This window comes from Pseudomonas congelans, assembly GCF_900103225.1.
Classification (GTDB): domain Bacteria; phylum Pseudomonadota; class Gammaproteobacteria; order Pseudomonadales; family Pseudomonadaceae; genus Aquipseudomonas; species Aquipseudomonas congelans.
The window spans coordinates 12747-32911 of sequence record NZ_FNJH01000011.1; the positions used below are offsets into that span (position 1 = coordinate 12747).

Sequence of the window (20165 nt, forward strand, 5' to 3'; positions counted from 1 at the left end):
AAGACTGCCGGGAGGCCACGATCATCCTTCTGTACAGGCTGTGGATGCGTGGTTTGCTGAAGGGAGAATCGCTGAAATGAATGCCTCACTGAACCACACGACGACCTCGATTGCCCGCGTGAAACTGCTGATCAACGGCGAGTGGACCGACTCGCTAAGCAGCGAATGGCAAGACATCGTCAACCCGGCCACCCAGGAAATCCTCGCCCAGGTGCCATTCGCCACGGCCAGTGAAGTAGACGCCGCCGTCGCAGCAGCCCATGCGGCCTATCGAACCTGGCGCGAAACACCGATCGGTGTGCGTATGCGCATCATGCTCAAGTTGCAGGCGCTGATCCGCGAGCACTCCAAACGTATCGCGGCGGTACTCAGTGCCGAGCAGGGCAAGACGCTGGCCGATGCCGAGGGCGATATCTTTCGGGGCCTGGAAGTGGTCGAGCACGCCTGTTCGATCGGCACGCTGCAAATGGGCGAGTTTGCCGAGAACGTCGCCAGCGGCGTCGACACCTACACGCTGCGTCAGCCGATCGGCGTGTGCGCCGGGATCACACCGTTCAACTTCCCGGCGATGATTCCGCTGTGGATGTTTCCGATGGCGATCGCCTGCGGCAATACATTCGTGCTCAAGCCTTCTGAGCAGGATCCGCTGTCGACCCTGCTACTGGTCGAGCTGGCGATCGAGGCGGGGGTGCCGCCCGGTGTGCTCAACGTGGTGCATGGCGGCAAGGAGGTGGTGGACGCGATCTGCACGCACAAGGACATCAAGGCTGTTTCCTTCGTCGGTTCGACGGCGGTCGGCACGCATGTCTACGATCTTGCCGGTCGGCATGGCAAGCGTGTGCAGGCGATGATGGGGGCGAAAAATCATGCCGTCGTGCTACCCGATGCCAACCGTGAGCAAACCCTGGACGCGCTGGTGGGCGCAGGTTTCGGTGCGGCGGGCCAGCGTTGCATGGCGACCTCCGTGGTGGTGCTGGTCGGCGCTTCGAAACAATGGCTGCCGGACCTCAAGGCGCGGGCGCAGACACTCAAGGTCAATGCCGGTCAGGAACCGGGCACCGACATCGGGCCGGTGATTTCACGGCGCGCCAGACAGCGCATTCTGGACCTGATCGAGAGCGGTGTGCGTGAAGGTGCGACGCTGGAACTGGATGGTCGGGAGGTTTCGGTACCGGGTTACGAGGGCGGCAACTTCGTAGGGCCGACACTGTTCTCGGGCGTCACCACCGACATGCAGATCTACACTCAGGAAATTTTCGGGCCGGTGCTGGTGGTGCTGGAGGTCGATACCCTTGATGAGGCTATCGCGCTGGTCAACGCCAACCCGTTCGGCAACGGCACCGGGCTGTTTACCCAGAGCGGCGCGGCGGCACGCAAGTTTCAAAGCGAGATCGATATCGGACAGGTCGGGATCAATATTCCGATTCCCGTGCCAGTGCCGTTTTTCAGCTTCACCGGCTCGCGGGGTTCCAAACTGGGCGATCTGGGCCCGTACGGCAAACAGGTGGTGCAGTTCTACACTCAGACCAAGACCGTCACCAGCCGCTGGTTCGATGACGACAGCGTCAATGATGGTGTGAACACCACGATCAATCTGCGCTGAGCGCTGGCGGTCAATTCGCTTGGGAGAACAACCATGAACATCGCATTTATCGGTCTGGGCAACATGGGCGCGCCCATGGCCCGCAACCTGATCAGAGCCGGCCACGCCTTGCAGGTGTTCGACCTGAACAAGACAGTACTGGCCGAATTCGCCGAGTTGGGCGCACAGATCGGCGACTCACCGGCACAGGCGGCCCAGGGCAGTGAACTGGTCATCACCATGCTGCCCGCTGCGGCGCACGTGCGCAGCGTATACCTGAACGACGACGGCGTTTTGAAGGGGATCTCGCCCGGAGTTCCGGCGGTTGATTGCAGCACCATCGACCCGCAAACCATTCGCGACATCGCCGCGCTCGCTGCGCAGCAAGGCGTGGTGTTGGGCGATGCGCCGGTGTCGGGCGGCACCGGTGGTGCGCAGGCCGGGACGCTGACCTTCATGGTCGGAGGTTCTGCCGGGCACTTTGCTGTGCTCAAACCGGTGCTGGACCAGATGGGCCGCAACATCGTGCATTGTGGTGATGTGGGCACCGGCCAGATCGCCAAGATCTGCAATAACATGCTGCTGGCGATTTCCATGATCGGCGTCGCCGAGTCCATGGCGCTGGGCAATGCACTGGGTATCGATACCCAAGTGCTGGCCGGCATCATCAATACCTCGACCGGTCGTTGCTGGAGTTCCGAGGCCTACAACCCGTGGCCCGGCATCGTCGAAACCGCTCCTGCGTCACGCGGTTACAGCGGCGGCTTCGGTGCCGAGCTGATGCTCAAGGATCTGGGCCTGGCAACCGAGGCCGCGCGTTCGGCGCATCAACCGGTCATCCTCGGCGCAGTGGCGCAACAGCTGTATCAAGCCATGAGCCTGCGTGGCGACGGCGGCAAGGATTTCTCGGCGATCATTGAGGGGTATCGCCCGAAAGTGTAGGCGTGACCTGTCTCGGGGAGCAGCGGGGCGTTGATATGTATCCGGTTTTTACATTAGGAAAACGCAGCAGAACCGGCTACTTTGGAACTCGTCATACCCGCGCAGGGATGCTCGGTACGCTTCGACGAGAAGCGCCGCATCCTCGCCCGGAGGCTGGCGCTTCACATCAAACGTCCCTGACCCAGAAAAAGAAGAGATCGATCATGAAGTTCGAACCCCTCGCCAGATCGTTGATCGCGACGGCACTGATTGTCGCGTATTCCCCCACATTCGCCGCGTCACAAGCCCCGGTCGCTGCCGAAAACGGCATGGTCGTGACGGCTCAGCACCTGGCTACCCACGTGGGTGTCGATGTACTCAAGGCTGGCGGTAATGCGGTCGATGCGGCCGTAGCGGTTGGCTACGCGCTGGCAGTGGTCTATCCCGCTGCCGGCAACCTCGGTGGTGGCGGCTTCATGACCATCCAGCTGGCCGACGGGCGCAAGACCTTCCTCGACTTCCGTGAAAAGGCACCGTTGGCGGCCACTGCCGACATGTACCTGGACAAGGACGGCAAGGTCATCCCTGATCTGAGTGCCAAGGGCCATCTGGCCGTCGGCGTGCCTGGCACCGTGTCCGGTATGGAAATGGCGCTGAGCAAGTACGGCACTCGCAAGCGTGAAGAAGTCATCGCTCCGGCGATCAAACTCGCCGAGGAAGGTTTTGTGCTGGGGCAGGGCGATGTCGACATGCTGTCGAGCGCCACCGATGTGTTCAAGGCGGACATGGCCGATTCCGGTTCGATCTTCCTCGACAAGGGCGAGCCGATGCAGGTCGGTCAGAAGCTGGTGCAGAAAGACCTGGCCAAGACCCTCAAGGAAGTGTCCGAGAAGGGCAGCGACGGTTTCTACAAGGGCTGGGTTGCCAAGGCACTGGTCGATTCCAGTCAGGCTGGCAAGGGCATCATCACCCAGGCGGACCTCGACCATTACAAGACCCGCGAGCTGGTACCGATCGAATGTGACTACCGCGGCTACCACGTGGTCTCGGCACCGCCTCCTAGCTCCGGCGGTGTGGTCATCTGCGAGATTCTGAACATCCTCGAAGGTTACCCGATGAAAGAGCTGGGCTTCCGCTCGGCGCAGGGTATGCATTATCAGATCGAGGCCATGCGGCACGCCTACGCGGACCGCAACAGCTACCTGGGCGACCCGGACTTCGTCAAGAATCCGGTCGAGCACCTGCTGGACGTCAAGTACGCCGCCAAGCTGCGCGCTGCCATCGAGCCGCAGAAGGCCGGTGACTCGAACAAGATCAAACCGGGCGTCGCCCCCCACGAAGGCAGCAACACCACCCATTACTCGATTGTCGACAAATGGGGCAATGCGGTGTCGGTGACCTACACCCTGAACAACTGGTTTGGCGCGGGCGTCATGGCCAGCAAGACCGGCGTGATCCTCAACGACGAAATGGATGACTTTACCGTCAAGGTCGGCGTGCCCAACATGTACGGACTGGTGCAGGGCGAAGCCAACGCCATCGCACCGGGCAAGACGCCGCTGTCGTCGATGAGCCCGACCATTGTCACCAAGGACGGCAAGGCAGTTATGGTCGTCGGCACGCCGGGCGGCAGTCGCATAATTACCGCCACGCTGCTGACCATGCTCAATGTCATCGACTACGGCATGAACATTCAGGAAGCGGTGGACGCGCCGCGTTTCCACCAGCAATGGCAGCCTGAGGAAACCAACATCGATACCTTCGCGGTCAGCCCTGACACGCTGAAGATTCTCGAGAGCTGGGGGCAAAAGTTCGCAGGTCCGCAGCCGCTCAATCATGTGGCGGCAATTCTGGTGGGCGCGCCTTCGCTGGGTGGCAAGCCGGTCGGTAACAACCGCTTCTACGGCGCCAACGACCCGCGTCGCAACACCGGGTTGTCGCTGGGCTACTGAGTCACGCTACTGATCACGCCACGGCCCTGAGCTTCAGGGTCGTGGCGTTTTGCTTTCCAGCGTCTGCTCAGTTGCGCACCCAGCGCTGCCGGCTCCAGCCGCTCAATGCGTCGACGGCGAACACCAGTACCAGCATCGCCACAATCACGGTGCTGGCCTGCGCTTCCTGAAACAGACTGAGGCTGACGTACAGCATCTGCCCCAGACCGCCCGCGCCGACAAAACCCAGCACGCTGGCCATACGAATGTTGTTTTCCCAGCGATACAGCGTATACGCCAGCAGCTGTGGCCAGAGGTTGGGCAGGGTGCCGTAGCTGAACGCCTGCCAGGCGCTGCCGCCCTGCAGACGAATCGCTGCAGCGGGTTGCGGCGCGGTATTTTCCAGTGCCTCGGCAAACAGACGGCCCAGAACGCCCGTGGTGTGCAGTGCCAGTGCCAGCGTGCCAGCATTGGGGCCGAGCCCGGCAGCCAGCACCATCAACACGGCCCACACCAGTTCCGGAATGGCGCGCAGCGCATTGAGCAGCAGGCGACTCAGGCTGCGCAGCAGCCAGCCGAAGCGCCCGGCAGCGGGCAATGCCAGGAGCAAACCTGCAATGGCGGCCAACAATGTGCCGAGCGCAGACATGGCCAGGGTTTCCAGAGCGCCCTGGCCGATTGCCTGCAGATGAGTGCTGCTCAGGTCCGGGCTCATGAAGCGCAACGCGTAACGGCCCATCTGCGTCAGGTTGTCGTGACTGCCCAGGGTGAACAGGTCGAGGCCGAGGTACACAAACGATGCGACCACGGACGCAATCATCGTCAGCACGACCAGCAGGTTGCCTGCGCGCTTCATGTGAACTGCCTGCGCAGCAAACGGCTGAGCTGGTCGGCGAGCAGCACCAGCAGCAGGAAGGTCAGCAGCATGCTCGCCACTTCGTCACCGGCGAACATGCGCATCGACAGGTCGATCTGCTGACCTAGCCCGCCTGCGCCGACGAAGCCCATGACCACCGAGGCGCGCACGGCGCACTCCCAGCGGTACACAGTGTAGGAAGTCAGTTCGGCTGCAGCATTGGGCAGGATGCCGTAAGCCAGTGCGGCCAAGCGACCGCTGCCTGCCTGCAGCAGCGCGTGGGCCGGGCGCTGGTCCACCGATTCGAAAATCTCGGCGTACACCTTGCCGAGCATGCCTGCATAGGTGATGGCGATGGCCAGCACGCCCGCCGTCGGGCCCAGGCCGACCGCGCGCACGAACAACAGCGCCCAGACTATTTCCGGCACGCTGCGCAGGAAGATCAGCACCCCGCGTACCGGCCAGCGCAGGCATTGGCCGAGCCAGCCGGGGCGGCCGCCACGTGAGGCGGCCGACAGCGACAATGCCTGGCTGGCGAGCAGGCTTGCCGGTACGGCCAGCAGCAAGGCAAGGGCAATGCCGGCGGTGGCAATCGCCAGGGTTTGCAGCGTCGCATCCAGCAGCAACCCGAGGAATTCCGCAGAGTGCGCCACTGGCCAGAACTCGGCGAGAAAGCTGCCCATCGTCCGCGCATTATCGGCTTGCAACAGCACCAGCGGATTCAGTTCGGCCAGGCGAATGCCCGGCCAGAGCAGGGCCACCGCCAGCAGTGTCAGCAACAAGCGTGGCGTTGCCGCCGGGTCGCGCTGATCCCGACTCAGCATCGCGGTGTCCAGCGTGTCTCAGTCGCATCCGAAACCGGCTGAGGGCTGAGTTGTTCGTTGGCATACAGCGTGTCGAGATGCTCCCGGCCGACCTCGCTGGCGGCGAGGTCGAAGTGAATTCGCCCGTCGCGCACCCCGATGACGCGCGGAAAATGCGCCAGCGCCAGTTCCACCGCATGCAGGCTGGCGACCAGCGTCACGTTGTGCTCGATGGCGTGCTGACACAGCAGCGCCAGGGTGTGATCGGCGAGGCGCGGGTCCATCGCCGAAACCGGCTCGTCGGCCAGCAGCAGTTCGGGTTGCTGATACAGGGCACGGGCAATGCCGACACGTTGCAGCTGTCCGCCGGACAACTGCTGGCAACGCTCGAACAATTTGTCCGCCAGGTCCAGACGTGCCAGCACCTCGCGGGCGCCGCTGATGTCGAGTGGATGCAGCAGGTTCAGCAGGCTTTTGCCCAGCCCCCACTGACCAAGCCTGCCCGCCGACACCGCAGTCACCACCCGCTGGCGCGCCGGCAACGGCGGTGCCTGATGAATCAGCGCAATGCGGCTGCGCAGGCGCTGGCGTCGTTTACTGGAGAGCTGCCAGGGATCAGTCCCCAGCACCTGCAGTTGTCCGGCACTGGGCGGCAGAGCGCTGGCCAGCAGATTGAGCAGCGTGGTCTTGCCTGCACCGGACGGCCCGATGATCGCCACTCGCTCGCCGCTATCGATGCTCAGGTCCAGGCCACGCAACGCCAGTGTGCCGTCGCTGTGGCGCAGCTCGATGCCGGACAGACACAGGGTCATTTCAGCAGGTCGGCAGCGCGTGCGGCTTCTTCGATGCCCTTGTAGTTCTCTGGTTTGGTCTCGATGAAGCGGCTGGCGGCCTGAAGATCGAGGATCGCCTTCTGCTCCGGGTTGGCCGGGTCGAGGTCGAGGAAAGCCTGTTTGATCTTCGCTGCCAGTGCCGGGTCGAGGCTGCCGCGCACGGTCCAGTTGTAGTCGAAGTAAGTAGGCGTGGTCTGGAATACATGAACCTTGTTGGTGTCGACCTTGCCGCTGGCGACCAGCTTGTCCCAGACACTGGCGTTGAGCACGCCTGCATCGACCTTGCCCGCCTGAACCCATGCGGCGGTTGCGTCATGCGCGCCGGAATAGGCGACGCGGCTGAAGAACGTTTCCGGCTTGATATTTTCCTTGAGCATGAAATAACGCGGCATCAGGCTGCCGGATGTCGACGACACCGAGCCGAAGGCAAACGTCTTGCCCTTGAGGTCCGCCAGGGTTGTCACGTTCGGATCGGAGGTGATGAATTTGCTGGTGAACTTGGCGTCCTGCTCACGCTGTACCAGTGGCACTGCATTACCGGTCTTGAGGTTGACCTGCACGAAGGTAAAGCCGCCCAGCCATGCCATGTCGAGCCGGTCAGTGGCCAGCGCTTCGACCACTGCCGGGTAATCCGCGACCGGGACGAACTCGACCTTCATGCCCAGCCGTTGCTCCAGATAGGCACCCAGCGGCTTGAACTTGCGCAGCAGTTCGGTGGGCGCTTCGTCGGGAATGGCCGAGACGCGCAGGGTATCTGCAGCGTGGCTGGTCAGGGCGGAGAAGGACAGGGCAAGGCCGGCTGCGAGCGCCAGGGTACGCTTGAGCATGGAGGTTCTCCGGTTCAATAGCGGAAAAAGGATAGCGTGAAGCCCGCGTGCACGAGCAGGCGGGGCTTCACAGGATTCGGTGCTGATGCGCGGGGATTATAAGAGGCATGGCGAGAAAGGCCAGTTCGGCAGATTCACCTTACGAATGCACAACCGGCACACGACGCGGTTTGCGCTGATAAGGGAACAGCCCCTAGACTCCACAGCCTGTTTCCCGGTAACCGAGAGTGTCGCGATGAATGAGCCAATCCGCCTGACCCAGTACAGTCACGGAGCAGGGTGTGGCTGCAAGATTTCCCCCAAGGTGCTGGACGTGATCCTCGCTGGCAGCGGCGCTCAGAACCTTGACCCCAGACTCTGGGTTGGCAATGCCTCGCGTGATGACGCGGCAGTCTATGCGCTGGATGACGAACGCGGCGTGGTCTCGACCACGGACTTCTTCATGCCCATCGTCGATGATCCGTTCGACTTCGGCCGTATCGCCGCGACCAATGCCATCAGCGACATCTATGCGATGGGCGGCGACCCGCTGATGGCCATCGCCATTCTCGGCTGGCCGGTCAATATCCTGCCACCCGAAGTGGCGCGTGAAGTCATTCGCGGTGGCCGTGCCGTCTGCGACGCTGCCGGTATCCCGCTGGCAGGCGGGCATTCCATCGATGCGCCGGAGCCGATCTTTGGTCTGGCGGTGACCGGCGTGGTGCAGAAAAAGCACATGAAGCGCAACGACACGGCCCTGGCGGGGAGCACCCTGTACCTGACCAAGCCCCTGGGCATCGGCATCCTCACCACGGCCGAGAAAAAATCAAAGCTGCGCGATGAAGACATCGGTCTGGCGCGTGACTGCATGTGCACCCTGAACAAGCCGGGCAGCCGTTTCGGCAAGCTCGACGGGGTGCAGGCAATGACCGATGTCACCGGCTTCGGTCTGCTCGGGCATCTGGTTGAGATGGCGGACGGCGCAGGTCTGACCGCGCGTCTGGACTACGCTGCTGTGCCGCGTCTGCCCGGCGTCGAGCATTACATTGCCGAGGGCTGTGTGCCGGGCGGCACATTGCGCAATTTTGAAAGTTACGGCGACAGGATCGGCGCGCTGAGCGATGCCCAGCGTGACCTGTTGTGTGATCCGCAGACCAGCGGTGGTCTGCTGGTCGCGGTCAGCCCTGAAGGTGAAGCCGAGTTTCTGATCGTGGCCGCCGAGCTGGGGTTGCTGCTCAACCCTATCGGCACCCTGCGCGAGCGACAGACCCACGCCGTCGAGGTGTTCTGATGGCCGACAACAGCAGCGACTACCGCGCACTGTTTCTCAACGACGTGCCGATGATGGACGCTCGCGCTCCGGTAGAGTTTTCCAAGGGGGCTTTCCCTGGTGTGATCAACCTGCCGCTGATGAATGACCTCGAGCGGCAAAAGGTCGGCACCTGCTACAAGCAGCGCGGCCAGGACGCCGCTATCCAGCTCGGGCATCAACTGGTCTGCGGTCAGGTCAAGGATGAACGCGTCAATGCATGGATCGAGTTCGCCAGAGCGAATCCGCAGGGCTATCTGTACTGCTTTCGCGGTGGGCTGCGCTCGCAGACCGTGCAGCGCTGGCTGAAGGAGGCCGGGGTCGACTACCCGCGCGTTCTTGGCGGCTACAAGGCGATGCGCACTTTCCTGCTGGATACCCTGCACGAGGCGGTGACCGAGTGCGATATCGTCGTGCTCGGCGGGATGACCGGCACGGGCAAGACCGAAGTATTGACGCAACTGCGCAATAGCGTGGACCTGGAAGGCATCGCCAATCACCGCGGCTCCAGCTTCGGCAAGCGTGCCACCGGGCAGCCGGCACAGATCGACTTCGAGAACCGCTTGGCCATCGACCTGCTCAAGAAGCGCGCAGCCGGTATCGAACAATTCGTCTTGGAAGATGAAAGCCGTCTGGTCGGCAGTTGCAACGTGCCCCTGGAACTGCACCAGGCCATGCAGGGCTGCGCGATGGTCTGGCTGGAAGACAGCTTCGAGAATCGCGTCGAGCGCATTCTCGATGACTACGTGATCAACCTCTGCGCAGAGTTCATCACCGTCAAGGGCGAAGAGCAGGGCTTTGGCCTGTTTGCCGAGCGTCTGTTGCAAAGCCTGAACAACATTCACAAACGCCTGGGCGGCGAGCGTCACCAGCGCCTGTCGGGCATTATGCAGGCGGCGCTGGAGGAACAGCAGCGCAACGGTGCGGTTGACCTGCACCGCGGCTGGATCGAAGGCCTGCTCGGCGAATATTACGACCCGATGTACGCTTACCAGCGCGAACACAAAGCGGCGCGTATCGAATTTGCAGGGCATCAAGTGGAAGTGCTGGCCTACCTGCGCGAGCGCTCCGAGCAACGTTAAGTCTCTACCTCTATCCATCTGGCAAGGGATGCCATGCACTCGATTCTCGACTTCTATCAAACGCTGGGCTGGGGCCTTTCGGCCCTGGTGATCGGCACCTTTCTGCTGGCCGGAACGGTCAAGGGTGTGATCGGCCTGGGCTTGCCCACGGTAGCAATGGGGTTGCTGGGGCTGGCCATGCTGCCTGCGCAGGCTGCGGCGTTGCTGATCATCCCGTCGACGTTCACTAACGTCTGGCAGCTGGCGACGGGTCGCAATCTACGGCCTTTGCTGAAGCGGCTATGGCCGATGCTGAGCATGATTTTCATCGGCACGCTGGTCGGGGCGTTCTGGCTGGGCATGAGTGGCGGTCATTCAATGACCCGCGCGTTGGGTGGCGCGTTGTTTCTTTACGCGCTGAGCGGGCTGTTCCTGCCGACCTTCAAGGTTGCCGCCGCTGCCGAGCGCTGGCTGGGTCCGCTGTGCGGCCTGATCACCGGGGTGATCGCTTCGGCAACCGGGGTGTTCGTGATTCCTGTAGTGCCTTATTTGCAGGCGTTGGGGCTTGAGCGCGACCAACTGGTCCAGGCGCTGGGGTTGTCTTTCACTGTCTCGACGCTGGCGCTGGCGGCGGGTTTGTCGTGGAACGGCGCGCTGGGCGGCGCAGAGCTGGGCGCATCCACGCTGGCGCTGATTCCGGCCTTGTTGGGCATGCTGCTGGGGCAATGGCTGCGCCAGCGAATCAGCGCGGTGCTGTTCAAGCGTGTGTTCTTCATCGGCATGGGCCTGTTGGGGCTGCACCTGCTGATAAAGGGTTGAGCCTGACGGGATAAACCTGTCCTCTTCTGTTCACGCATTTCGCTCAATAGTCTTCACGCCATTCGTGACTGGGCAGCAAGAGTATTTTGCCCTTCGCTGTCTTACTCATGGGCGCGCATCTCTTTACTCTCGGCTCATCCATTAATCACCTCCACCTCAGCCTCAAGAAGGGCGGGGTCGGGTTGCGAGAGTTCAGCCATGAAAAAAGTAGTGTTCCTCAACGGCGGTAAACAGTTTGCGCACTCGGAAGGCCGCTATAACGCGACCCTGCATGAGGCGGGCGTAGCGTTCATGGACCGCGCCGGTTTCGATGTGAAGCAAACCTTCATTGACGGCGGCTACGACGTGGTCGAGGAAGTGCAGAAGTTTCTCTGGGCCGATGTCATCGTCTGGCAGATGCCTGGCTGGTGGATGGGTGCGCCCTGGACCGTCAAGAAATACATCGATGAAGTGTTCACCGAGGGCCACGGCAGCCTGTATGCCAACGACGGCCGTACCCGTTCGGATGCATCGCAGACATATGGCAGCGGCGGCTTGCTGCATGGCAGGCAGTACATGATTTCGGCAACCTGGAATGCGCCGCAGAAAGCCTTCGATGACCCGTCCGATTTCTTCGAAGCCAAAGGTGTCGACGCGGTCTACTTTCCGTTTCACAAGGCCAACGAGTTTCTGGGCATGACAGCCCTGCCGACGTTTCTGGCGGTGGACGTGATGAAAATGCCCGATATCGAAGCTGACGTGCAGCGTTACCAGGCTCATCTGGCCAAGGTGTTTGGTGTGCAGTGAACACGAACTTTGCACTGAACAGCGCTAATATCCCCTGAGCGTTGAGCAGGGGACAAAAATGAAAGCCCGGTCCGATGAATTGCAGGTGTTTGTCTCGGTCATCGAAAGCGGTTCGATCTCCGCCGCAGCCGAGAAAATGGGCCAGACGCCCTCAGGTGTCAGCCGCACCCTGTCGCGTCTGGAAGCCAAGCTGGAAACCACGCTGATCAACCGCACCACGCGGCGCATGGACCTGACCGAGGAGGGCAAGTTCTTTCTGGAGCGTGCCCGTCACATTCTGGAGCAGATGGAAAGCCTCGAAGAACGGCTCTCCTCATCCAGACAGACAACCGCCGGGCGCTTGCGTATCAATGCCGCGTCACCGTTCATGTTGCACTCCATCGTGCCGCATGTGGCGGAGTTTCGTCAGCGTTATCCGGATATCGAGCTGGAGCTCAACAGCGATGACTGGTTCATCGACCTGCTTGAACAGAGCACCGATGTCGCGATCCGTATCGGTGCGTTGTCCGACTCGACCCTGCATGCCCGCTCGCTGGGCAGTTGCCTGCTGAATATCGTGGCCAGCCCGGCTTACCTGCAGCGCCACGGCAGGCCCAAAACTGCAGAGGATCTGGCACAGCACGTGCTGTTGGGGTTCACTCATGTGGAGGTCCTCAACCAGTGGCCGTTACGTCATGGCGGGGGCGACCGCCTGCCGATCAAGCCCTCCATATCTGCATCCAGCGGCGACACCTTGCGTCACTTGGTGCTGGAAGGCGTGGGTATCGCCTGCCTGTCCGATTTCATGACCTGTGATGACCTGCGCGAGGGGCGGATGGTCTGTCTGTTGAAGGAAGCCAACAGCGGCTACCGCCAGCCGATCCACGCGGTGTATTACCGCAACTCTCGACTGGCATTGAGGATTCAGTGTTTTCTGGACTTCATGCAGGAGAAGCTTGAGGGCTACGCACGCTGAGGCCTGGAGTGCGCGCTCGGCAGTTAATTGTCTTTCACGCAGGCAATAAAAAGCCCGTCACGCTGGACGGGCTTTTTACCGAGTGGCTGTCAGTGCGTGCGGGCGACTGCAAACTCGCTCAGTTCGACCAGTGCGTCGCGGTACTCGCTGGGCGGCAGCGCGTCCAGGCAGGCAATGGCGCGGGCCGCGTAGTCGCGGGCCAGCTGTGCGGTGTAATCGAGGGCACCGGCGCTTTCCACGGCATTGCGGATGCTTTCCAGATCTTCCAGGCCACCTTTCTGGATCGCCTGGCGAACCAGCGCGGCCTGTTCCGGGCTGCCTTCACGCATGGTGTAGATCAGCGGCAGGGTCGGCTTGCCTTCTGCGAGATCGTCACCGACGTTCTTGCCCAGCGTCTCGGCATCGCCGCGGTAGTCCAGCAGGTCATCCACCAGCTGGAAGGCCACACCCAGGTGATCGCCGAACGTGCGCAGTGCTTCGCTCTGTGCCTCGGAGGCGTTGCACAGGGCCGCGGCGCTGTGGGTCGAGGCTTCGAACAGCATGGCTGTCTTGCCGCGAATCACTTCCATATAGGTTTCTTCGGTGGTGCTGGCGTCACGAATCTTCGAGAGCTGCAGCACTTCGCCTTCGGCGATGATGCGAGTGGCCTTGGACAGAATCTTCATGACGTCCATCGAGCCCAGTTCGACCATCATTTCGAACGAGCGCGAATAAAGGAAGTCACCCACCAGCACGCTCGGCGCATTGCCCCAGAGTGCGTTGGCGGTGGAACGACCGCGACGCATGCCGGACATGTCGACGACGTCGTCATGCAGCAGGGTCGCGGTGTGCAGGAATTCGATGGTGGCGGCCAGCAGGCGAACGTCATCGCCTTCGCGACCCAGCGCCTTGCCACACAGCAGCACCAGCAACGGGCGCAGGCGCTTGCCACCTGCCGACGTGATGTAATCACCGATTTTCGAGACCAGCGGTACGCGCGACGTCAGTTGCTTTTTGATGATAAGGTCAACGGCACTAAAGTCGTCCGCCACCGCGCGGTAGAAGGCTTGGGGTTGCATCAGCGACAGGTGCTCCGGATAGGTTGCGCCGCATGCTAGGTCGCGGGGTAGAGCGTGTCAAGGTATGACGACCCGCCTCTTGCAACACTCGAATGCCTTGCGTACAATCGCGCACCCTAACTTTCCTGGGCAGCACCTGCCTTACGCAATGCAAACGGGCCGTTCCAGCCCCATGCAGCCATGCCAGCCGATACTCTTCTTATAAAGAGCTGGGTGAGCAGGATTTTCGGAGAAATACCATGTACGCAGTAATTGTTACCGGTGGCAAGCAGTACAAAGTCGCCCCAGGTGAATACCTGAAAATTGAAAAACTGGAAATCGCTACTGGCGAATCCGTCACGTTTGACCGCGTTCTGCTGGTTGGCAATGGCGACGACGTCAATATCGGTGCTCCGGTTGTTGCTGGCGCTACCGTTGTGGCTGAAGTGGTTTCGCAAGGTCGTCACGATAAGGTTCGTATCATCAAGTTCCGTCGTCGTAAGCACCACATGAAGCGTATGGGCCACCGCCAGTGGTACACCGAGATCAAAATTACAGGTATTCAGGCTTAATTCAGCCTAATCCTCAACTGGAGAATTGACTCATGGCTCACAAAAAAGCTGGTGGTAGTACCCGTAACGGGCGCGACTCAGAAGCCAAACGCCTTGGCGTGAAGATGTATGGCGGCCAGGCTATCATCCCTGGCAACATCATCGTTCGTCAGCGCGGCACCCAATTCCACGCTGGTTACGGCGTTGGTATGGGTAAAGATCACACCCTGTTCGCGAAAGTGGAAGGCGTGATCAAGTTTCAAGTCAAGGGCGCCTTCGGTCGCCGCTACGTGAGCATCGTTCCGAAGACTGAAGTCTCCGCAGCGTAATCACGCAGTAGCTTAAGAGCCCTGTCTTGCGACGGGGCTTTTTTGTTTGTAGAGGTAGAGAGGCAGGTGAGTCTCTTGCAAAACTGTTTGTGCGGGCTGTTGTGATGTTGACCCGTGGGGTCGCTGGTTTCTGATCGGTATCGCAACGCTCATTTTTGCAAGAGTCTTATGTAATTTATGTGGTTCTGCTCGTCCCTGTGGCGGGAGGCGTGCGTTATGAAATTTGTAGATGAAGTATCCATTCGAGTAAAAGCCGGTGACGGCGGCAACGGTTGCATGAGCTTCCGTCGCGAAAAATTCATTGAAAACGGTGGTCCCAACGGCGGTGATGGTGGTGATGGCGGCTCGATCTTCATGGTCGCCGACGTCAACCTGAACACGCTGGTTGACTACCGTTACACCCGCCACTTCGATGCCGAGCGTGGCTCCAACGGTGGCAGCGCCGACTGCACCGGTCGCAAGGGTGAAGAGCTGGTGCTGCGTGTGCCGGTAGGGACCACCATCATCGACGCCACCACCCAGGAAATCATCGGTGACCTGACCAAAGACGGTCAGCGCCTGATGGTTGCCCAGGGCGGCTGGCACGGTCTGGGTAATACCCGATTCAAGTCCAGTACCAACCGCGCTCCGCGCCAGACCACGCCGGGCAAGCCGGGTGATCAGCGTGATCTCAAGCTCGAGCTGAAAGTGTTGGCTGACGTCGGTCTGCTGGGCTTGCCGAATGCGGGCAAGAGCACCTTCATCCGCTCGGTGTCCGCGGCCAAGCCAAAGGTTGCCGACTATCCGTTCACCACGCTGGTGCCGAACCTGGGCGTGGTCAGCGTCGATCGCTGGAAAAGCTTTGTGGTTGCCGACATTCCGGGTCTGATCGAGGGTGCATCCGACGGCGCTGGCCTGGGGATTCGCTTCCTCAAGCACTTGGCGCGTACCCGTCTGTTGCTGCACCTCGTCGACATGGCGCCGCTGGACGAAAGCAGTGCTCCGGATGCTGCCGAAGTGATCGTCAACGAGCTGGAGAAATTCAGCCCTTCACTGGCTGAGCGTGATCGCTGGCTGGTGCTGAACAAGTGCGATCAGATTCTCGAAGAGGAGCAGGAGGCGCGCAAGCAGGAGATCGTCGATCGTCTGGAGTGGACTGGCCCTGTTTACGTGATCTCTGCAATTGCCAAAGAAGGCACCGAGCAGCTGACCCGCGACATTATGCGTTACCTCGAAGAGCGCAGCCAGCGTATCGCCGAAGAGCCTGGTTACGCCGAAGAGCTGGCTGAGCTTGATCAGCGCATCGAAGACGAAGCCCGTGCCCAGTTGCAGGCACTGGACGATCAGCGTGCCCTGCGTCGCAGCGGCGTGAAGAGCGTGCATGACATCGGTGACGATGACTGGGATGAAGAAGACGTGGACGATGAAGACGGTCCGGAAATCATTTACGTCCGTGACTGATCGCTTGAAGTAAACTTGAACGCCGCTACGATTGTTAGCGGCGTTTTTGTATCCCGAATTTGAAAATCTCTGGCTAGGGTTGGAAGAAGATGCGCAGCAAAGTGACGGGCGCCCAGCGCTGGGTTGTGAAGATCGGCAGTGCCTTGCTGACGGCTGATGGCAAGGGCCTGGATCGCAACGCCATGGGTGTTTGGGTGGAGCAGATGGTGGCGCTGCACGAGGCGGGTGTCGAGCTGGTACTGGTGTCTTCCGGGGCGGTGGCTGCCGGCATGAGCCGTCTTGGCTGGACGGCCCGACCCAGTGCCATGCATGAGCTTCAGGCTGCTGCGGCCATTGGTCAGATGGGCTTGGTGCAGGCGTGGGAGTCGAGTTTTGCCGAGCACGGCAGGCATACCGCGCAGATTCTTCTGACTCACGACGACCTGTCGGACCGCAAGCGCTACCTGAATGCTCGCAGCACCCTGCGCACGCTGGTCGAGCTTGGGGTTGTGCCGGTCATCAACGAAAACGACACAGTGGTTACCGACGAAATCCGTTTTGGCGATAACGACACGCTGGCGGCGCTGGTTGCCAATCTGGTCGAGGCTGATCTGCTGGTCATCCTGACCGATCGTGACGGCATGTTCGACGCCGATCCGCGCAACAACCCGGAGGCGCAGCTGATCTACGAAGCGCGTGCCGATGATCCGGCGCTGGATGCGGTGGCTGGCGGCACGGGCGGTGCGCTGGGGCGTGGCGGCATGCAGACCAAGTTGCGTGCCGCGCGTCTGGCGGCGCGTTCCGGTGCGCATACTGTCATCGTCGGCGGACGCATCGAGCGCGTTCTGGCGCGGCTCAAGGGGGGTGAGCGGTTGGGTACGCTGCTGTCCCCCGAGCGTGGCATGCTCGCAGCACGCAAGCAGTGGCTGGCGGGGCATCTGCAGACCCGCGGTACGCTGGTGCTGGATGATGGTGCGGTTGCCGCGCTGGCCAAGGACCAGAAAAGCCTGCTGCCGGTGGGCGTCAAGCTGGTCCAGGGCAGCTTCCGGCGTGGTGAGATGGTGGTGTGCGTCGCCCCGGACGGTCGCGAGATCGCTCGTGGGCTGAGTAACTACAGTGCCATCGAAGCCCAGAAAATCATTGGTCACTCTTCCGAATCCATCGTGCGCGAGCTGGGCTATATGGCCGAGCCTGAGCTGATTCATCGGGATAACCTGATCCTCGTCTGACTCAAGGCTGCAAAAAAGGACTATTTGATGCACTTCATGAAAGGTTTACTGGCGGCCGCGTTGCTGATGCCGGTGCTGGTCTCGGCTGAAGAGATCGGTCAGGTGTCGACCGTGTTCAAGATGGTCGGGCCCAACGATCGAATTGTGGTCGAGGCGTTTGACGATCCCAAGGTGGACGGAGTGACGTGCTACCTGTCACGCGCCAAGACGGGCGGCGTGAGGGGTGGTCTGGGATTGGCCGAGGATCGTGCCGAGGCGTCCATCGCCTGTCGTCAGGTCGGGCCGATCCGCTTCAAGGAAACCCTCAAGGATGGTGATGAGGTGTTCAAGGAGCGTACTTCGCTGGTCTTCAAGACCATGCAGGTAGTGCGCTTCTTCGACAAGAAGCGTAATGCGCTGGTGTACCTGGTCTACAGCGACCGGGTCATCGAAGGCAGCCCGCAAAATGCCGTGACCGCAATTCCGATCCTGCCATGGACAACCGCGCCTGCGCCTTGAGCCTGTAGAAGGATAGGACGCAGAGCGTCAAAGGCGGCATGCCCACGCGGAGCATGGACACGATAGTTACAAGGCTATCGTTCCTCACGCTCCAGCGTGGGAGCGCCCTTCGTGACGCTCTGCGTCACAGATCTACACCACATTGCGGAGGCACGACAGTTACAAGGCTATCGTTCCTCACGCTCCAGCGTGGGAATGCCTTTCGTGACGCTCCGCGTCACAAATCTGCGCCGCTCCGCACATTTATGTTTTCCGCTACTTTCCCGCAGGCAATAAAAAACCGACCCTGAGGTCGGTTTTTTAACAAGCGGGTCGCTTAGGCTGCAGCAGCAAGGCTCAGAGCCTTGATGTGACCGTTCAGACGACCTTTATGGCGAGCAGCCTTGTTCTTGTGGATGATGCCCTTATCGGCCATACGGTCGATAACAGGAACAGCCAGAACATAAGCGGCTTGCGCTTTTTCTGCGTCTTTTGCGTCGATGGCTTTAACTACATTCTTGATGTAGGTACGAACCATGGAACGCAGGCTGGCGTTGTGGCTGCGACGCTTCTCAGCCTGTTTTGCACGTTTTTTGGCGGAAGGTGTGTTGGCCACCGTCGAGCTCCTCGAAAGACTTTGTGAAATAGCAAACAAAATAGGCCGCGAATCATGCCGATGAGTTGAAGTCTTGTCAAGGGCAGTTAAGGTGTTCCGCTGAGTGGTTGCTACATTTGACTGGAGGATTTATTTCCGGCCTGTGACCTGTAAACTCGCGGCCTTTGCTTCGGACGTTTTTGCGGCGCGAAGTATCGCATAAATGGCTGGCTTAATCGCCCATCCTTTGCCAAGGCGCACAACTCTTTCAATGAATCTACTCAAGTCACTCGCCGCCGTCAGCTCTATCACCATGGTTTCCAGGGTTCTGGGCTTTGTTCGCGACACCATCATCGCGCGTACTTTCGGTGCCGGAATGGCCACGGACGCGTTCTTCATCGCCTTCAAACTGCCCAATCTGCTGCGCCGTATTTTCGCCGAGGGTGCCTTTTCCCAGGCATTCGTGCCGATCCTGGCCGAATACAAGAGCCAGCAGGGGGAGGAGGCGACGCGCACATTCATTTCTTATGTCACCGGGTTGCTGACCCTGGCGCTGGCGCTGGTGACGCTGCTCGGGGTGATCTTTGCGCCCTGGGTGATCTGGGCTACCGCGCCCGGCTTTGCCGACACCCCGGAGAAGTTCGCGCTCACCTCGGACCTGCTGCGGGTGACCTTTCCTTATATATTGCTGATTTCCCTGTCATCGATGGCCGGTGCGATTCTCAATACCTGGAACCGCTTCTCGGTGCCGGCGTTCGTGCCCACGCTGCTCAACGTCAGCATGATATTTTTCGCGCTGTTCCTGACGCCGTACTTCGACCCGCCGGTCATGGCGCTGGGCTGGGCGGTGCTGGTGGGCGGCCTGCTGCAACTGCTTTACCAACTGCCGCACCTGAAAAAGATCGGCATGCTGGTGCTGCCACGCCTGAATCTGCGCGACACCGGGGTCTGGCGTGTGATGAAGCAGATGCTGCCCGCCATCCTTGGCGTGTCTGTCAGTCAGATTTCTCTGATCATCAATACGATCTTTGCCTCGTTCCTCGTCGCCGGCTCGGTGTCATGGATGTACTACGCCGACCGCCTGATGGAGCTGCCTTCCGGCGTACTGGGTGTGGCGCTGGGTACGATTCTGCTGCCGATACTGTCCAAAACCTACGCGCAACGGGATCGCCAGGAATACTCGCGGATTCTCGACTGGGGCCTGCGCCTGTGTTTCGTGCTGGTGCTGCCTTGCACTCTGGCGCTGGGCTTGCTCGCCGAGCCGTTGACCGTTTCGTTGTTTCAGTACGGTAAATTCGATGCACTCGATTCAGCCATGACCCAGCGCGCCTTGGTCGCCTATTCCATCGGTTTGCTGGGGATTATCCTGATCAAGGTGCTGGCCCCCGGTTTTTATGCTCAACAAAATATCCGCACCCCGGTGAAAATCGCGATCTTCACCCTCATAGTGACTCAATTGCTCAACCTGGCCTTTATCGTGCCCCTGCAGCATGCCGGCCTGGCGCTGGCGATCAGTGTTGGCGCGTGCATCAATGCCGGTTTGCTGTTCTGGCAGCTACGCAAGCAGGATCTGTTTCAGCCGCAGCCCGGCTGGACGAAGTTCCTGTTCAAGCTGGTGATTGCCGTCGCGGTGATGTCGGCGGTGCTGCTGGGCCTCATGCATGTCATGCCGGCGTGGGACGAAGGTCACATGCTGGAGCGTTTTCTGCGTCTGGGTGCGCTGGTTGCTGCCGGCGTCGTGACCTATTTCGCCATGCTTCTTTTATTAGGCTTCCGCCTCAGGGATTTCGCCCGCAAAGCCATTATGTAGGGCACGTCGCAGGGGTGGACCTGCGGTTTTTGTGGCCGCACGGCGAGAACCTTCAT

The 20165-nt window shown here is 60.8% G+C and carries 20 protein-coding genes; 14 read left to right on the forward strand and 6 right to left on the reverse strand.

Going from position 1 to position 20165, the window contains the following annotated elements; genetic code table 11:
- Positions 1 to 76: 76 nt before the first annotated feature.
- From BLR20_RS24425 to ggt, 3 genes are all read left to right on the forward strand, one after another.
- Entirely contained in the window at positions 77 to 1603 is a 1527-nt protein-coding gene (locus tag BLR20_RS24425) for a CoA-acylating methylmalonate-semialdehyde dehydrogenase (RefSeq protein ID WP_054992696.1), read from the forward strand.
- A 33-nt stretch (positions 1604 to 1636) separates the two neighbouring features.
- On the forward strand, positions 1637 to 2524 hold the full coding sequence (gene mmsB / locus BLR20_RS24430) for a 3-hydroxyisobutyrate dehydrogenase (RefSeq protein WP_054992695.1): 888 nt from the start codon (positions 1637 to 1639) through the stop codon (positions 2522 to 2524).
- A gap of 203 nt (positions 2525 to 2727) precedes the next feature.
- Complete coding sequence (gene ggt, locus BLR20_RS24435; RefSeq protein ID WP_054992694.1) at positions 2728 to 4455, forward strand: gamma-glutamyltransferase; 1728 nt, start codon at positions 2728 to 2730, stop codon at positions 4453 to 4455.
- A 67-nt stretch (positions 4456 to 4522) separates the two neighbouring features.
- Here ggt and phnE read toward each other — a convergent pair whose 3' ends face one another.
- From phnE to BLR20_RS24455, 4 genes are read right to left on the reverse strand one after another with little or no spacing between them, the layout of a single operon-like run.
- Entirely contained in the window at positions 4523 to 5290 is a 768-nt protein-coding gene (gene phnE / locus BLR20_RS24440; protein WP_054992693.1) for a phosphonate ABC transporter, permease protein PhnE, read from the reverse strand.
- On the reverse strand, positions 5287 to 6114 hold the full coding sequence (locus BLR20_RS24445) for a PhnE/PtxC family ABC transporter permease (RefSeq protein WP_032613249.1): 828 nt from the start codon (positions 6112 to 6114) through the stop codon (positions 5287 to 5289). Before BLR20_RS24445 ends, phnE begins: the two co-directional genes overlap by 4 nt.
- Positions 6108 to 6905 (reverse strand): phosphonate ABC transporter ATP-binding protein, encoded by a 798-nt coding sequence (locus tag BLR20_RS24450; protein ID WP_054992692.1) that lies wholly within the window; start codon positions 6903 to 6905, stop codon positions 6108 to 6110. The genes BLR20_RS24445 and BLR20_RS24450 overlap by 7 nt, the downstream gene beginning before the upstream one ends.
- Positions 6902 to 7753, reverse strand: a complete 852-nt coding sequence (locus BLR20_RS24455; protein WP_010434149.1) for a putative selenate ABC transporter substrate-binding protein — start codon at positions 7751 to 7753, stop codon at positions 6902 to 6904. The genes BLR20_RS24450 and BLR20_RS24455 overlap by 4 nt, the downstream gene beginning before the upstream one ends.
- A gap of 235 nt (positions 7754 to 7988) precedes the next feature.
- Between BLR20_RS24455 and selD the strand changes: the two genes are divergently transcribed.
- The 5 genes from selD (at position 7989) to BLR20_RS24480 (ending at position 12662) form a co-directional block, all read left to right on the forward strand.
- Positions 7989 to 9023 (forward strand): selenide, water dikinase SelD, encoded by a 1035-nt coding sequence (selD, locus tag BLR20_RS24460; protein WP_054992691.1) that lies wholly within the window; start codon positions 7989 to 7991, stop codon positions 9021 to 9023.
- On the forward strand, positions 9023 to 10123 hold the full coding sequence (gene mnmH, locus BLR20_RS24465; RefSeq protein ID WP_054992690.1) for a tRNA 2-selenouridine(34) synthase MnmH: 1101 nt from the start codon (positions 9023 to 9025) through the stop codon (positions 10121 to 10123). The genes selD and mnmH overlap by 1 nt, the downstream gene beginning before the upstream one ends.
- A gap of 33 nt (positions 10124 to 10156) precedes the next feature.
- Positions 10157 to 10921, forward strand: a complete 765-nt coding sequence (locus BLR20_RS24470) for a sulfite exporter TauE/SafE family protein (RefSeq protein ID WP_054992689.1) — start codon at positions 10157 to 10159, stop codon at positions 10919 to 10921.
- Between the two features lie 198 nt (positions 10922 to 11119).
- A complete protein-coding gene (mdaB, locus tag BLR20_RS24475) occupies positions 11120 to 11707 on the forward strand; it encodes an NADPH:quinone oxidoreductase MdaB (RefSeq protein ID WP_032613241.1) in 588 nt (195 codons plus the stop codon).
- Between the two features lie 58 nt (positions 11708 to 11765).
- Positions 11766 to 12662, forward strand: a complete 897-nt coding sequence (locus tag BLR20_RS24480; protein WP_054992688.1) for a LysR family transcriptional regulator — start codon at positions 11766 to 11768, stop codon at positions 12660 to 12662.
- Positions 12663 to 12751: 89 nt separating this feature from the next.
- Here the strand turns inward: BLR20_RS24480 and BLR20_RS24485 are convergent, their stop codons facing one another.
- A complete protein-coding gene (locus tag BLR20_RS24485; RefSeq protein WP_010436744.1) occupies positions 12752 to 13720 on the reverse strand; it encodes a polyprenyl synthetase family protein in 969 nt (322 codons plus the stop codon).
- Positions 13721 to 13959: 239 nt separating this feature from the next.
- Here BLR20_RS24485 and rplU point away from each other — a divergent pair, with 239 nt between their 5' ends.
- From rplU to BLR20_RS24510, 5 genes are all read left to right on the forward strand, one after another.
- On the forward strand, positions 13960 to 14271 hold the full coding sequence (gene rplU / locus BLR20_RS24490) for a 50S ribosomal protein L21 (protein ID WP_002551971.1): 312 nt from the start codon (positions 13960 to 13962) through the stop codon (positions 14269 to 14271).
- 32 nt (positions 14272 to 14303) lie between these two features.
- Positions 14304 to 14579, forward strand: a complete 276-nt coding sequence (gene rpmA, locus BLR20_RS24495) for a 50S ribosomal protein L27 (protein ID WP_002551972.1) — start codon at positions 14304 to 14306, stop codon at positions 14577 to 14579.
- Positions 14580 to 14795: 216 nt separating this feature from the next.
- On the forward strand, positions 14796 to 16019 hold the full coding sequence (gene cgtA / locus BLR20_RS24500; RefSeq protein WP_002551973.1) for an Obg family GTPase CgtA: 1224 nt from the start codon (positions 14796 to 14798) through the stop codon (positions 16017 to 16019).
- An 89-nt stretch (positions 16020 to 16108) separates the two neighbouring features.
- Positions 16109 to 17227 carry a glutamate 5-kinase gene (gene proB, locus BLR20_RS24505; protein WP_003318792.1) on the forward strand — a complete coding sequence of 373 codons (1119 nt, stop codon included), beginning with the start codon at positions 16109 to 16111 and terminating at the stop codon, positions 17225 to 17227.
- A 27-nt stretch (positions 17228 to 17254) separates the two neighbouring features.
- Positions 17255 to 17725, forward strand: a complete 471-nt coding sequence (locus tag BLR20_RS24510; protein WP_010436750.1) for a CreA family protein — start codon at positions 17255 to 17257, stop codon at positions 17723 to 17725.
- A 316-nt stretch (positions 17726 to 18041) separates the two neighbouring features.
- Here the strand turns inward: BLR20_RS24510 and rpsT are convergent, their stop codons facing one another.
- Positions 18042 to 18320 (reverse strand): 30S ribosomal protein S20, encoded by a 279-nt coding sequence (gene rpsT / locus BLR20_RS24520; protein WP_003344603.1) that lies wholly within the window; start codon positions 18318 to 18320, stop codon positions 18042 to 18044.
- A 250-nt stretch (positions 18321 to 18570) separates the two neighbouring features.
- Here rpsT and murJ point away from each other — a divergent pair, with 250 nt between their 5' ends.
- Positions 18571 to 20109, forward strand: coding sequence for a murein biosynthesis integral membrane protein MurJ (murJ, locus tag BLR20_RS24525; protein ID WP_010427402.1), 1539 nt, complete (start codon positions 18571 to 18573; stop codon positions 20107 to 20109).
- The last annotated feature ends 56 nt before the right edge of the window (positions 20110 to 20165 follow it).

Excerpts from the sequence above, each read along its gene's own strand:
- BLR20_RS24425 (WP_054992696.1), top strand. The coding sequence starts at position 77 with ATGAATGCCTCACTGAACCACACGACGACCTCGATTGCCCGCGTGAAA.
- mmsB (WP_054992695.1), top strand. The coding sequence starts at position 1,637 with ATGAACATCGCATTTATCGGTCTGGGCAACATGGGCGCGCCCATGGCC.
- ggt (WP_054992694.1), top strand. The coding sequence starts at position 2,728 with ATGAAGTTCGAACCCCTCGCCAGATCGTTGATCGCGACGGCACTGATT.
- phnE (WP_054992693.1), bottom strand. The coding sequence starts at position 5,290 with ATGAAGCGCGCAGGCAACCTGCTGGTCGTGCTGACGATGATTGCGTCC.
- BLR20_RS24445 (WP_032613249.1), bottom strand. The coding sequence starts at position 6,114 with ATGCTGAGTCGGGATCAGCGCGACCCGGCGGCAACGCCACGCTTGTTG.
- BLR20_RS24450 (WP_054992692.1), bottom strand. The coding sequence starts at position 6,905 with ATGACCCTGTGTCTGTCCGGCATCGAGCTGCGCCACAGCGACGGCACA.
- BLR20_RS24455 (WP_010434149.1), bottom strand. The coding sequence starts at position 7,753 with ATGCTCAAGCGTACCCTGGCGCTCGCAGCCGGCCTTGCCCTGTCCTTC.
- selD (WP_054992691.1), top strand. The coding sequence starts at position 7,989 with ATGAATGAGCCAATCCGCCTGACCCAGTACAGTCACGGAGCAGGGTGT.
- mnmH (WP_054992690.1), top strand. The coding sequence starts at position 9,023 with ATGGCCGACAACAGCAGCGACTACCGCGCACTGTTTCTCAACGACGTG.
- BLR20_RS24470 (WP_054992689.1), top strand. The coding sequence starts at position 10,157 with ATGCACTCGATTCTCGACTTCTATCAAACGCTGGGCTGGGGCCTTTCG.
- mdaB (WP_032613241.1), top strand. The coding sequence starts at position 11,120 with ATGAAAAAAGTAGTGTTCCTCAACGGCGGTAAACAGTTTGCGCACTCG.
- BLR20_RS24480 (WP_054992688.1), top strand. The coding sequence starts at position 11,766 with ATGAAAGCCCGGTCCGATGAATTGCAGGTGTTTGTCTCGGTCATCGAA.
- BLR20_RS24485 (WP_010436744.1), bottom strand. The coding sequence starts at position 13,720 with ATGCAACCCCAAGCCTTCTACCGCGCGGTGGCGGACGACTTTAGTGCC.
- rplU (WP_002551971.1), top strand. The coding sequence starts at position 13,960 with ATGTACGCAGTAATTGTTACCGGTGGCAAGCAGTACAAAGTCGCCCCA.
- rpmA (WP_002551972.1), top strand. The coding sequence starts at position 14,304 with ATGGCTCACAAAAAAGCTGGTGGTAGTACCCGTAACGGGCGCGACTCA.
- cgtA (WP_002551973.1), top strand. The coding sequence starts at position 14,796 with ATGAAATTTGTAGATGAAGTATCCATTCGAGTAAAAGCCGGTGACGGC.
- proB (WP_003318792.1), top strand. The coding sequence starts at position 16,109 with ATGCGCAGCAAAGTGACGGGCGCCCAGCGCTGGGTTGTGAAGATCGGC.
- BLR20_RS24510 (WP_010436750.1), top strand. The coding sequence starts at position 17,255 with ATGCACTTCATGAAAGGTTTACTGGCGGCCGCGTTGCTGATGCCGGTG.
- murJ (WP_010427402.1), top strand. The coding sequence starts at position 18,571 with ATGAATCTACTCAAGTCACTCGCCGCCGTCAGCTCTATCACCATGGTT.